Genomic DNA, 12,688 nt, shown 5'->3' on the forward strand with positions numbered 1-12,688 from the left:
TTAGTTATCTATTCCCGATTGCTTCCGACTTCAATCGACGAGTCTGGCCGTCTCTTGTAAGTACATTTCAATCGCCGACAGGAGCGGTTCAAGTGCCTGTTGCCAAAAACTGATTGAGCCCGGTTCGCCGTCTATATACTGCTCAATCAGCTCTTCGATTGTCGCCTGTCCCGATGCGCGTAACAACGGTTCGAATTGTCCGGTGAACGCCTCATTTGATTGCTTGACCGCCGTATACAAGTGATTGCTCAGCAAGTAACCGACCGTGTAGGGAATATTGTAGAACGGCTTTTCCGTATCATAGAAATGACCGACAAAAATCCATTTATATGGATCCGGTTCCGCCAGTACACCGCCGTAAAAGCGGGCATCCTCCTCCCGCATCAGTTCAGTAATCCGGTCGCTTGAAACCGGCCCCTGCCGTCGCTCCGAATAAAAACGTTGTTCAAACCGGAACATGTTCGGAATGGTTGCGACGTATTTTAATCCTTCGCTGATTTTAATTTCCAGCATAGCCAGTTTCTCTTCGCCCGCCGATTGTTCGATGACGGCGTCAAGGACCAGGTTTTCCATGAATGTCGAAGCCGTCTCTGCACTGCTCGTTCCTTTTATCTGATCAAGAAACGGTAACTCGTGCAACAGCGAATTATGATAAGCATGACCCAGTTCATGAGCAAGCGTGACGACATCCGGATACGCTTCGCGGTACGTCATGAAGATCCGGCTTTCTTTAGCGACCGGGAACGAGGCACAGAAGCCGCCTTCTGCTTTAGACGGCCGGTTTTCCGCATCAATCCAGCCTTTTTCAAATACTTCTTTCGTAAAGACTGCTAATCGCGGATGCAACCGGTCAAATTGATGCAGAATGATCGATTGCGCCTCGTCATAGGAAACATGATCGTGTGAGGTAAAGGTATTCGCCTCTAAATCATGCCATGCCGGTTCCGTGACATGTGCCAGACGCAATTTCCGTTCGTAATAGGACTGGAACAGCGAACGATTTTGATCTATCGCTGCAAGCATCGCTTCAATTGTCGTCCGTTGCATCCGGTTTTGTTCACACAGTTCCGTTAACGGATCCTCCCATCCGCGTTTTGTGTAAACTTGCAATCGAAAACCGGCTATCCGGTTCAAAATCATCGCAAAGTCTTCTCGTTCAGCAGCACACGTCTTTGCGAAAGCTGTCGCTGCCGCTTGCCGGTAATTGCGTGTTGCCCCATGAAAAACCTGATGCAGGGCGTGTCCGATTGTGACCTTTTCTTCATCAAGCGGAATCCGTAAACCGGTCAAACGCTGTTCATACAACTGTTCCCATCCGGAAAAACCGTCGATTGCCAGTGCTTGAATCATTTGTTCCTGCTCAGCCGATAGACGCCGTTCCATGATGGCACGGCGTTCTGTCAGATAATAAGACGGCGTTTCAGATTGGAGAATTGTCCACTCTGCTTCAGACAGCTTCGATAACCGTTCCTCAAAGACCGTTTCACTTGTCCGGAGACTTGCTTGCAGCGTCTCGGTCTGCTCAAGCAGCCTTCCCACTTCATGACGCGAAACATCTTCCGCGTACAGGCAATACACAAAATCACTCAGTTCTTCAACGTGGCTTTTGATTCGCTCAAGATGCGGCAAATAAAAAGACACCGGAGGTTGGCCGGTTTGAAGCTGATCCAGTTCCTGTCGTAACCTGTCAATCGTCTGTTTCACGTCCTCAGTCGAATACAGTTTTTCAAGCTGCCAGCGGGATTGCGTAATCGACATCACTTTTCCTCCTTTAATTAATCCTGTCCTTTCGTTTCCTTCGGCTTCCCTTCCCGGGAAACCTGCCAATGAAATACTTTGCTAACAAAAAACATCCTTCCGCTAAAGAAAGGATGTTTGGTTACACTCATTAAATGACAAAGAAGTAGACACAGAGGAAATGTGCCAAGCTGCCGAGCAGGACGAACACATGGAAAATCTCGTGAAAACCGAGGTGCTTGAACGAAAGAGCACGCGGCTTTAATCCATAGATGATACCGCCGATCGTGTAGAAAATTCCACCGAGGAACAATAGACCGATTCCGACCGGCGACAGGACTGCTGCGAGCGGTGTGATCGCAAAGACCATGATCCATCCCATTCCGATGTAAAGCGTCGTCGACAACCAGCGCGGACTGTTGAACCAGACGAGCTTAAAGGTGATCCCAAAGACAGCAATCAGCATGACGATGCTGAACAGGACCCAACCGGTCGGTCCGTTCAGACTGATCAGGCAAAACGGGGCGTAGGACCCGGCAATCAGCAGATAAATCATCGAATGATCGAGACGTCTCCACGTCGCAATCGCCCGGTCACTGGCCAGTACCATATGATACGTCGCCGAGACAGCATATAAGGCAATCATGCTGACACCAAAGATAATTGCCGCGACAATCGCTAGTCCGGCTCCCCGCTCCAGTGCTGCTTTGATGACCAGTGCGAGCAGTCCGACGAAAGCCAAAACAGCTCCACCCAGATGTGTCAGACCATTGATGGGTTCTCTCATATACGTTTTCATAATTTCCCTCCGTTGTTATGTAGTTTTTAATACTACATGGCGTTATATGAACATTCTATCATACACTAGAGAAATAGGAAGCCATTCCGCACTATTTTTTTTGGAGGTATTTTCATGACACAGCCAGATCAACCGACACCATCGTTCGACCGCCAGTTGGAATTAACGGATATCCCGAACATCGACCTCTACATGGATCAGGTCATCCAGTTGTTCGAACGGACCTTTCAGGAGACGACGCGGACGGAAGGCGAAACCATCTTAACGAAAACGATGATTAACAATTATGCCAAGAAAAAACTGTTTTTCCCGGTCACAAACAAAAAGTATACAAAAAATCATTTGATCCTGATCAGCCTGATTTATCAACTGAAAGGAACGTTTTCAATCAATGACATCAAAACGATTTTGACGGACTTGAATACCGGTGTTACGGAACAAACAATTGATTTGGAAGACTTTTATCAAACGTATCTCGATGCGACAGCGGTCAATCAGACCTTGTTCGAGGAGCAGCAGCCTCCGACGGATGACTTGGATCATCTCGAACAGTTACAACTGATTTTATCGCTCGCCCATATGAGCAACTTGTACCGCCGGGCAGCTGAACGATTGATTGACCGATTAGAAAAGTAACCGTCTTTCTTTTATGTGTCATGGTAAAATAGGGAAAAAAGGATGAGGTGCAGGAGATGGAACTCGAACAACGTTTTTTACAACGTTTAGATGAAACAGGACATTATTTCGTCACTTACCAGGATGGTGTTTTAATCGAACTTGCTTTTGATGCTGTCGTCGGCCGACATCCCGCACCTTTTCCAGAGTTGGAGAAGACGGCTCGGTTTTTGGAAGAGCATCTCCGCTCCCATCAAACACAAGCGTTGTTGCTTGCTTCAAAAATTCAGGCTTATGATGCAGAACCGGCTGAACGGATTGCCCCGATGATGTCGATTTATAGTTTTTTTGCAACACACCGGCTCGTCCATCCGCTCAATGCTTATTCGACCGCTTTATTGATCAGCCGTTTACAGCCGACGGATGTCCAACTTGAGCGGACCGTCTCGTTATACCGCCTTTGCAAAACCTCACACCGGTTCATCGTCTCGCCCCTGCTGATCTCGTTTCTGTTTTTAAACAGTTTACACCGGGGCGAGTTATCAACAATCCATGATCAGATCGAAGCGCTGTATGACATGTTGAAAAAGCGGTTCGGGCGGTCTCAGCAAACGTATGTCACGGCACTCTTATTTGCCTTATTACCGGACGAGGACCACCACCTTTATCTTAATCAGCTCGTCCAGTCCCGGAACGCTTACCGCAAACACGGGATTCCACTGTCGTTTCATGCGTTGCTTGCGCTACTCGGTCAACCGGAAGTACATCGCGCGGCACTTGAACAGATATCAGACCGTTTGCGGCAAAACCCCCACTTCAAATACCGGAAGGATTTAATTTTCCTGACGGCGGTCCGGCTCTATCTTGCGGATCATCCGACGTTGCACCAATTGTTTACTCCGTACAGCCCGGCTGACTGGACGAATTCGACTGATTTCATCCCCGTTTTCCTGTTCCCGGTCGACTTGACGGATACGTCCCATGCGACAGACGGCGGAATGGCGGACGGCGGATTTGACGGTGGCGATGGTGGCGGCGGCGGTGGCGATTGAACTCGCTCATCCACTGCCTGTTTCCGTATAAGATTTTCTAAAAAAACAAAATGGGGCGGACTCAAAAAAGAATCACTCGTTCTTTCACGCCCTTTCCTCAGGCGAGACACAATCCAGTTTCCCTGCCTCATTTAGGCAGGAAATCTGGTCTTGTTTGTCTCTGACAGCGCAAAAATTGCGCTTTTTCCTGTAGGACTTGCGTGAAGCGAGTGATTCTTTTTTTACGAGATCAGGGTGGCAGATTATCATTCCGCCACCCTGATCTTTGTAGAGAGTGACTTTTAAGTCAGACCCATTTGTATAAAAGCCGGCACAAGTGCCCGATTATTTTTGTTGATCGTCTGCATCAGACGGTGTCACATCGCCGTCTTCATCAGCTTCGTGAGACAAATCAGGTGCTTCGTCAGATGATGGTTCAGAATCCGGTTGATCTGTTGATTCCGAATCCGCTGACTTCTTGTCTTGATTGTCGGACTGCGGCTCTTTTTCGTGGTGCTCGGATTTTGAATCCGACTCATTTTGTGCTGCTGTATCGGATTGATCACGACCTGCGATATCGTCGTTCGTCATACGATTGCCCGATGTAATCGGATCCGTTTCTTTTTCGTGTTGCTCTGACATAGTAACATCCCCCTTGAATCATGATGATTAAAGTATTCCCTTACGAGAGACGGTTAAACATCCTGGGTATGCGTGATCTTTGCAAAATCGGCAATCAAGTTCGTGATTGGTTGCGGATGATGCAGATAATGTCCTTGTACATACAGTGGATTTCCCACCGCAACGATGTGCTGGAACTGAGCACTTGTTTCGACTTCCTGAATGACAAGCGAAATTCCAAGTGCCTGTGTCAACGAATACACGGACTGGACCATCGACTGTTCGAGCTGGTTTTGAACGAGACGCCGTGTAAAGATCGGATCCAGCTTAACCGATTGGACCGGTAAACGGAGTAAGGAATTGAGTGAAGCATAATGACTCCCGAAATGATCGACACTCAGACGATAACCTGCCCGGCGTAACATTTCCAGACGTTCGATGACTTTCCGTTTCCCGATTTGCAAAACTTCTTCCCGGATTTCAAGCACAATCCGCTCTTTCTTGAACGACGCACCGTTTGCGAACTCTAACAGATCGGCAAACATCGCATCCGATTTGAATTGACTGGCGGAGAGATTAATCGAAATTATCACGGGACGCCCCAATTCTGTCTCCAGCCGGAGACTGTCCGAGATCGCCTGGGCAATCGTAAAGTGACCGATTTGACTAAACTTCCCTGTCCGTTCCGCAATCGGAATGAAATCGGCCGGGCTGACGAATCCGAGTACCGGATGATTCCAGCGAAGCAGTGCTTCGACGGCAACCGTCTGGCCCAGTTTGGCGTTAAAAATCCGTTGGTAATACAATTCGAACTGCCCGCGCTCTAACGCTTGCTCCAATTCCTGTTCCAATACACGGTTAAACGGATGTTGTTCGACCTCGCGTTGCTGATCGACAAATGAAATACCCGCTTTTCCGTCCAGTTTGACCTGTTGCATCAGGGCTTCTGCTGCATAGACCTGTGTCTGGCGGTTCATGTGGTCGCCCGTTAACAGACTGACACCTGACGAAGCCGTCAAACGAATCGGTTCGTCCGCAAGATTTTTAATCGGCTCCTCAATCGCCTGAATGATGGATTCAGCGAATGTCCGGCCTTGATCCGTAAAATCCGCTTGTTCCAGAGGGGCAAGAACAATGAACTCGTTCCCCTCCATCCGTCCGACGACGTGTTCCGGAATCGAGACATATTTTAAGCGTGACGCAATTTCCTGAAGCACCTGATTTCCAATCCGGTATCCGTACTTCGCATTGATCGCATGAAAGTTATCGAGATTGAGGACCATCAAAAAGGTCGGCTGGCTCAAGACACTCGAAATCAATCGGTTCATGTATCGTTCGTTATAGACATCTGTCAATGCATCTTTGATCACATAGGTCTCGACGCTGATTGATTTACTGATGATGTTCGCGTAATTTTCAATCATCTCTAATTCGCTTTTACTGAATTCGTACGGTTGATCATCAAAAGCACACAACGTCCCGATTTTTTCGTTGTTGGCATTTTTAATCGCGACACCAAGAAAACTGCCGTTTCCCAGTGTTTGGGTGACCGGATGATGACTTGTCATCGGATTCGCCAATAATTCATTGATTTGAATCTTACCGTCTGTTTCATCGATGACGAGTTTACAGAGGACATGTTGGAAGATGTGTGTCGTTCCCTCTTCAATCAGTTCCTTTCCCTGATTGATCGCCTTGACGATAAAGTTACTGTTTGAGTCATTTAATGCGAAAAACAGTGTATTGACGCCGATTTTTTCACTCAATTGATTTAAGATATCTTCGACAAGCGGGTGTAAGGCTTCATATCGCATCTGCGAGTTATCCACGGTCCGTCCCTCCTTTCTTCGTTAGTCCTCTGTCATTTCAGTCGAAAATTGAAGCGTAAACGTACTGCCTTTTCCTTCTTCTGACTGCACGGCAATCGACCCGCCGTGATCCATGACAATCATCCGGCAAATCGCTAAACCAAGACCGGTTCCGCCAATTTTCCGCGTGTCCGAGTTATCAGCCCGGTAAAATTTATCAAATACAAACGGGAGTGCTTTTTCCGGAATTCCGATTCCTTCATCTTCAATCGTCAAGACCATCTGTGATCCCTTCATGTGACCCCGGACTTGAATCGTTCCTCCGTCCGGTGAATATTTGATAGCATTCATGATCAAGTTCGTGAAGAGCTGTTTCATCTTCTCTTCGCTCGCCGTCATCTGATAATCGCCCGCTTCAAACAGGACCCGAATCCGGTGTTTACTGCTCGCAAGCTCGAACATCGGTCGCATCTCATATACCAATCGTTTAAGGTCCAACCGTTTTTTGACGATGCCTTGTGAGACATCCTCACCTTTTTGGATTTCTAAAATATCATCAATCAGCTCTGCCAGACGAACGGTCTCGGAATGGATCGTCTCGAGGTATTTTTTTTGACGCGGACCATCGAGTGAACGACGCATCAACAGTTCCGTAAAGCCCATAATCGACGAGAGCGGTGTTCTTAATTCATGCGAAACAATCGAGACGAACTCCGACTGTTTCAAATCCAGTTCTTTTTCTTTCGTGACATCCCGCAAGACGAGCATCATTCCCCACTCGACATTGGCGATGGCGATTCGTTCGGCATAGGCACTCAGCAACAGATTCCCACGAAAAGCCGATAGTTCAATCGTCTCTCCGGGAATCTCCCCGTTCATTAATTGACCGATATAGTCATGCAGCGCATCGGGCTGATCGACGTGTTCGAATAAGGAAGTCGCCCGTTCGTACGCATGGCGGAAGCCTTGAGATTGACTGACGAGCTTTGGCGGGAACATGTTCAACAATGCCTGATTGGCATAAATCTGTTCCCCGCTGCTTTCGATATATAAGACCGCTTCCCGAATCGAATCGAGTAATTGGTACGTTTTGATTTTTTCATGCTCCATTTGATGGAACAACAGGTGACGTTCCAGCGTCATTCCGAGTTTGCGTGACAAATCCAAAATATCCCCGACCTGTTCCAAGTTGAACTGCTCGAATGGATGTTTGAGATAGATGACACCGACGACACCGCCATTGCTTGGTGACTGGACAGGAATCGCCGATTCATACATCATCTCTGCTACAGGGAGCTGAACCGATTTTCGCATGACAAAAGCACGGCGTAACACAGAATATTGATCCAAATCTTTTTCGATCAATTCAATGTCTTCCACCCCTTGCGTCACAAGGTGACTCAATTGTTCACGGCGATATAACAGGATGGCCCCCGCCTCAAGATTGATGAGTTTCAGCAACTTAACGAGTAATGTCTCACACGCTGACTCGACGCTTTGGGTTGCCAATGCTTCCATGATTTCGTTGCGGTGTTTCAATTTATGTTCCACTTCCGCCAAGTCCTGTGTCAGTTGACCGATCCGTTGACGGTCGGTCGTCTGTAACGTCTTGACGGGAAATGGACTGGTCTTCAGACGATACGGTCTCGTCTTCTTTTCCGGACGATATCGTACGATTTTTTTCAATGGGCTTCCTCCTTCCGATTCATGCATTCATGTTTAAAATTATAACACGAGATTTTAATTTTTCGTCTCGTATTTGACTTAAGAACGCGCGGTCGTTTCCGCTAATAAACGTTTAAATGCCTGTTCGAATGCAACATCTTCCTGCCGCGTCCGTTTTTTGGGTCCCTTCGTCCGTCCACCTGCCCGCCGGATTTCTTGACCGACATGTCGTGTATGTAGAAGAAAATCTATGTTTTCGTTTGTAAAAATCCGACCATTCTGATCAACGGCTCGTCCATTGCGTGCGAGGGCGAGGGCAGCCAGACCGTAATCCTGGGTTACGACGATGTCTCCCGGCGCCATCCGGTTGACGATGGCAAAGTCGACGGCGTCCGCTCCTTGACCAATCGTAATCGTCGTCGCCCCTTCCCGGTTAAACTGATGTGCTGTATCACAGACTAAAAAAACCTCGTATCCTTTGCTCAATCGAATCGTCAAATCGACGACCGGACAGCCGTCTGCATCGATCCATATTTTCATGTCACGTCACTCCTTCTGTTACTTCGCTTTCATTAAGTGTCCGTGACGACCGGAATCACTGTCAAGTCCAGCACTCGAAGTTGACCGTAACTGCCATAGAACCGACAATAGAAAGGAAAGGATGTGCCGAATTGAAACCTGCAACATTTACCTCATTTTTATCCTTACTGAAGAAAAGCGAACCACCGGTCGGACTGCTGTCAGCTGCCGTGACGGTTTCAATCATTCAGGCACTCGCTGCTTTGATGATTCCCTGGTTTTTGAAATCCCTGATCGACAACTTCTCCATCGATCAGGTCACACCGGGCTTGGTCGCCCTCTTCATTACGGTCTTCATCGTCCAGATGATCAGCAATGCTTTTTCCATCTACTGGCTGCAAGTCGCCGGGCAACGGATCGTCGCCAACTTGCGGACGATGTTGTGGAAACACTTGCTAGCTTTACCCATTCCGTTCTATGACGAAACGAAGTCAGGCGAACTCGTCTCACGTCTCAACAACGATGCGACGACCTTACAACAATTATTATCGGAGCAACTCGTTCGTCTGTTGACCTCAATCGTCTCGATTGTTGGTGCGATTACGATTTTATTTTTCCTCGACTGGCAAATGACGCTAGTCATGGTCATCGCCGTCCCGTTGACATTATTGATCATCATTCCGCTCGTTCGGAAACTGCATCAGATTTCACGGGAGACGCAAAAAGAGCTCGCCGGCTTATCGGGATTTTTTGCAGAAATGCTCGGCGAAGTCCGCTTGGTCAAATCACAGGCGACAGAAACCTATGAAATGGAACGCGGAAAAACCCGGATTGAACATCTGTTTGGCTTTGGCGTCAAAGAAGGGAAGATTCAGGCCATCTTACTGCCCGTTTTCAACGTCGCCCTGACCTCGATGTTAATCGTCATCATCAGTTTCGGTGCTTACCGCGTCTCGACGAATCAGATTACGGCGGGTGAACTCGTCGCCTTTTCGTTATACCTGTTTCAAATCATGACACCACTCGTGACGATGACCGAGTTCGTCTCGAAATTACAAAAAGCACGCGGGGCAACGGAACGGATTTCCGAACTGCTCGAAGAACGACCGGAACAGGACGGGACCCGACAGGTTAAGCGTCCGTTCGCAGCCGTTCACTTTAATCATTTGTCGTTCGGCTATGACGACACGACACTGTTGCACGACGTCACCTTCTCCCTGCCGCGCGGTCAAACGACGGCAATCGTCGGTCCGAGCGGCTCCGGTAAATCGACCTTGTTCGCTCTGCTCGAACGCTTTTATCTGCCGACGGACGGTCAAATCGAGCTCGGTCCGCATGCGATTGATCAGTTTGAACTGGCCAGCTGGCGTAATGCGATCGGTTATGTCGCCCAGGACTCCCCTGTCCTGTCGGGCACAATCCGCGACAATCTGTTATACGGCTTGACGCAAGATGTCACGGAACAACAAATCCGCGACGCCGCCGAGATGGCAAATGCCGATGAGTTCATTTCTTCGTTTACACTCGGATATGACACGGAAATCGGTGAACGCGGTGTCAAACTGTCCGGCGGTCAACGGCAACGGATTGCGATTGCCCGCGCCCTCCTGCGGGATCCGGAATTGTTATTGCTCGACGAAGCGACTTCTAGCCTTGATTCGGAATCGGAACGGGTCGTCCAGGAAGCGCTCGAACGATTGATGGAAGGACGGACGACGTTCGTCATCGCCCATCGCCTCGCGACGGTCCGCCATGCCGATCAGATCGTCGTTCTCGAACAGGGACGTGTTTCCGGCATCGGAACACATGATACCCTCGTCGAGACAAATGTTTTGTATAATAAACTCGTAACGCAACAATTCATCGGTCAAACCGAAACGACCAGGGGGAGTAATACATGACAAAAACAATTGGTTTCATCGGACTCGGCGTCATGGGACAAGGCATGGTCCGCAACTTGTTAAAAGCCGGTTTTTCCGTCAAAGGCTACAACCGGACGAAAGAAAAAGGCTTGCCGCTCGAACAGGACGGGGCTATCATCGTCGATACGATTCAGGAATCTGTCTCGGATGCCGACGTCGTCATCTCGATCGTCGGCTATCCGCAGGACGTCGAACAGATTTACTTGGCGGACGACGGGATTTTAGCCTCCGCTCAACCGGGGACAATCGTCATCGACATGACGACATCGAGTCCGGCGCTCGCGATCCGGATTGCCGAGCAGGCTGCTCAAAACGGCATCACTGCTCTTGATGCACCGGTCACGGGCGGCGATCTCGGAGCGAAAAACGGGACGCTTGCGATTCTCGCAGGCGGTGACGAAGACGCATTCAATACGGTCAAACCGATATTTGATGCGATGGGGAAATCCATCGCCCGCTTCGGAGGTCCGGGACAAGGACAATCGGCCAAACTCGCCAATCAGATTGCGATTGCCGGATCGATGATCGGGACAGCCGAGATGTTGCTGTTCGTCACGAAATCGGGAATCGATCCGACACAGTTCGTCGAGACGATCAAAAGCGGCTCTGCCGGCAGCTGGTCTCTTGAAAACCTGATTCCGCGTGTCATCGCGGAAAACTATTCGCCGGGCTTCTTCGTCAAACATTTCATCAAAGACATGAACCTGGCACTCGAACGGGCCGAGGAAATGGGGATTGCGACACCGGGACTTGCACTCGTCAAAGATTTATACGACGAGCTGGCAGCATCCGGTCATGCCGAATCCGGTACACAGGCTCTCTACCTGTTGTTAAAAGAGAAAACACCGTCGCATTAAAAGTACGACAAAAACGAGTCTGACTTCCGCACAGGGAGAAGTCAGACTCGTTTTTTTATGCTGAACGCGTTGCTGTCTGTTGTTCTTTTTTTAATTGTTCATAGAAGTGCGCGATTGTCGTATCAAAATACGGTGTCAGCAAAACAACTCCGACGGTACTGAGCAGCGCAAGAATCCCCCAAAGGATGAAACTGAGATAAAGTTTCGCAAGGCGCCATTTATGTCCATGCATCATCCGGCGGCTTTCACCAAGGACCTGGATAAACGACAGATCCGGTCGGTCGACCAATAAAAACGGCACCAATCGGTACATCAGATAAAAGTAGATTGCCGGGAGGATCAAAAAAGAACCGATGTAAACGAGTAACGTTACCAGTGTATAGGCTGCCATCGTCTTCAGGTAGAAACGGATCGACGCAAACCCTTCAAATAACGTCCCGATACCGGCTGATTCTCCGCGGACGAATCGTAAGTAGGCAATTGTCCGTCCAAGCGTGACGGGTGACAGCACAATCGTCACGACGATGTTCAAGGCGACGAACCGTAACATACTGTCGAGATTATCCTGGTCAAACGACATCCGGCTGGCAGCCAGCGCAAAGATGACGAAATAGATGATCGAGATGCTGAGCGCTGTCAGCCACTTCCCTTTTAACGTCGCAAGTGCTGCCTGTTTGTACTGTAAATTTGTCATAATGAACTCCTTTATCTTTCAACATTCCTGTTTTAGTGTACCGTAGTCTGCTTTGAAAAAATAGCAATCATCCCCTCACAAGTCTGAAGATGTGACGATTTTTGGACAGCTGTAATAATTGGATTTAATTCTCTTCTTTAAAAAGCGACGCAACCGAAACCACTTTTTCTTCACTCGCTTTCCTCAGACGAGACACAAGCCAGTTTCCCTGCCATTATGGTCAGGGAAGCGGGTCTTGTTTGTCTCTGACAGCGCAATGGAAATTGCGCTTTTTCCTGTAGGAGTCTCGTGAATGAAGTGGTTTCTTCAAAATAAAAAAAGAGGAACAGATTGATATGCTCCCCAAAAAGTAGACAGTTGAAATAACAAAAACTGTCTACTTTGAAGGGAGCTTTTTCTATGGCTACATCTAGATTTTCG

The 12,688-nt window shown here is 48.6% G+C and carries 12 protein-coding genes; 4 read left to right on the forward strand and 8 right to left on the reverse strand.

Annotated elements, in window-relative coordinates; genetic code table 11:
• Positions 1-30 precede the first annotated feature (30 nt).
• Together KNQ07_RS04950 and trhA are read right to left on the reverse strand one after the other, a co-directional pair.
• Positions 31-1,758, reverse strand: coding sequence for a M3 family oligoendopeptidase (locus KNQ07_RS04950; protein WP_214765104.1), 1,728 nt, complete (start codon positions 1,756-1,758; stop codon positions 31-33).
• Between the two features lie 130 nt (positions 1,759-1,888).
• Positions 1,889-2,536 carry a PAQR family membrane homeostasis protein TrhA gene (trhA, locus tag KNQ07_RS04955; protein ID WP_214765112.1) on the reverse strand — a complete coding sequence of 216 codons (648 nt, stop codon included), beginning with the start codon at positions 2,534-2,536 and terminating at the stop codon, positions 1,889-1,891.
• A 114-nt stretch (positions 2,537-2,650) separates the two neighbouring features.
• Between trhA and KNQ07_RS04960 the strand changes: the two genes are divergently transcribed.
• Positions 2,651-3,172, forward strand: coding sequence for a DUF1836 domain-containing protein (locus KNQ07_RS04960; RefSeq protein WP_214765115.1), 522 nt, complete (start codon positions 2,651-2,653; stop codon positions 3,170-3,172).
• A gap of 56 nt (positions 3,173-3,228) precedes the next feature.
• Positions 3,229-4,203, forward strand: coding sequence for a DUF4003 family protein (locus KNQ07_RS04965; RefSeq protein ID WP_214765117.1), 975 nt, complete (start codon positions 3,229-3,231; stop codon positions 4,201-4,203).
• Positions 4,204-4,527: 324 nt separating this feature from the next.
• On the opposite strand, the gene KNQ07_RS04970 is transcribed toward KNQ07_RS04965, so the two are convergent.
• From KNQ07_RS04970 to KNQ07_RS04985, 4 genes are all read right to left on the reverse strand, one after another.
• Positions 4,528-4,824, reverse strand: coding sequence for a hypothetical protein (locus KNQ07_RS04970; RefSeq protein WP_114596141.1), 297 nt, complete (start codon positions 4,822-4,824; stop codon positions 4,528-4,530).
• Positions 4,825-4,877: 53 nt separating this feature from the next.
• Positions 4,878-6,632 carry a putative bifunctional diguanylate cyclase/phosphodiesterase gene (locus KNQ07_RS04975; RefSeq protein WP_261966373.1) on the reverse strand — a complete coding sequence of 585 codons (1,755 nt, stop codon included), beginning with the start codon at positions 6,630-6,632 and terminating at the stop codon, positions 4,878-4,880.
• A 21-nt stretch (positions 6,633-6,653) separates the two neighbouring features.
• Positions 6,654-8,297 (reverse strand): sensor histidine kinase, encoded by a 1,644-nt coding sequence (locus tag KNQ07_RS04980; RefSeq protein WP_233494555.1) that lies wholly within the window; start codon positions 8,295-8,297, stop codon positions 6,654-6,656.
• 78 nt (positions 8,298-8,375) lie between these two features.
• The gene (locus KNQ07_RS04985) at positions 8,376-8,816 is read right to left on the reverse strand and encodes a YaiI/YqxD family protein (protein WP_114596142.1); all 441 of its coding nucleotides are present in this window, start codon (positions 8,814-8,816) and stop codon (positions 8,376-8,378) included.
• Between the two features lie 131 nt (positions 8,817-8,947).
• Here KNQ07_RS04985 and KNQ07_RS04990 point away from each other — a divergent pair, with 131 nt between their 5' ends.
• Positions 8,948-10,696, forward strand: a complete 1,749-nt coding sequence (locus tag KNQ07_RS04990) for an ABC transporter ATP-binding protein (RefSeq protein WP_214765119.1) — start codon at positions 8,948-8,950, stop codon at positions 10,694-10,696.
• Positions 10,693-11,574: an NAD(P)-dependent oxidoreductase gene (locus tag KNQ07_RS04995; RefSeq protein ID WP_214765121.1), complete on the forward strand. Its 882-nt coding sequence runs from the start codon at positions 10,693-10,695 to the stop codon at positions 11,572-11,574. Before KNQ07_RS04990 ends, KNQ07_RS04995 begins: the two co-directional genes overlap by 4 nt.
• Positions 11,575-11,629: 55 nt before the next feature.
• Here KNQ07_RS04995 and KNQ07_RS05000 read toward each other — a convergent pair whose 3' ends face one another.
• Both KNQ07_RS05000 and KNQ07_RS05005 read right to left on the reverse strand, forming a co-directional pair.
• Positions 11,630-12,268 carry a DUF975 family protein gene (locus tag KNQ07_RS05000; protein WP_214765123.1) on the reverse strand — a complete coding sequence of 213 codons (639 nt, stop codon included), beginning with the start codon at positions 12,266-12,268 and terminating at the stop codon, positions 11,630-11,632.
• Positions 12,269-12,438: 170 nt separating this feature from the next.
• Positions 12,439-12,688 (reverse strand): hypothetical protein (locus KNQ07_RS05005; RefSeq protein ID WP_214765125.1); only part of this gene is annotated, 250 nt, incomplete at its 5' end.

The organism is Exiguobacterium sp. s145 (assembly GCF_018618835.1).
GTDB lineage: Bacteria > Bacillota > Bacilli > Exiguobacteriales > Exiguobacteriaceae > Exiguobacterium_A > Exiguobacterium_A artemiae.

Bases quoted from the DNA above. Each gene is read 5' to 3' on its own strand.
- KNQ07_RS04995 (WP_214765121.1), top strand. From the start codon at position 10,693: ATGACAAAAACAATTGGTTTCATCGGACTCGGCGTCATGGGACAAGGC.
- KNQ07_RS04965 (WP_214765117.1), top strand. From the start codon at position 3,229: ATGGAACTCGAACAACGTTTTTTACAACGTTTAGATGAAACAGGACAT.
- KNQ07_RS04970 (WP_114596141.1), bottom strand. From the start codon at position 4,824: ATGTCAGAGCAACACGAAAAAGAAACGGATCCGATTACATCGGGCAAT.
- KNQ07_RS05000 (WP_214765123.1), bottom strand. From the start codon at position 12,268: ATGACAAATTTACAGTACAAACAGGCAGCACTTGCGACGTTAAAAGGG.
- KNQ07_RS04950 (WP_214765104.1), bottom strand. From the start codon at position 1,758: ATGTCGATTACGCAATCCCGCTGGCAGCTTGAAAAACTGTATTCGACT.
- KNQ07_RS04985 (WP_114596142.1), bottom strand. From the start codon at position 8,816: ATGAAAATATGGATCGATGCAGACGGCTGTCCGGTCGTCGATTTGACG.
- trhA (WP_214765112.1), bottom strand. From the start codon at position 2,536: ATGAAAACGTATATGAGAGAACCCATCAATGGTCTGACACATCTGGGT.
- KNQ07_RS04960 (WP_214765115.1), top strand. From the start codon at position 2,651: ATGACACAGCCAGATCAACCGACACCATCGTTCGACCGCCAGTTGGAA.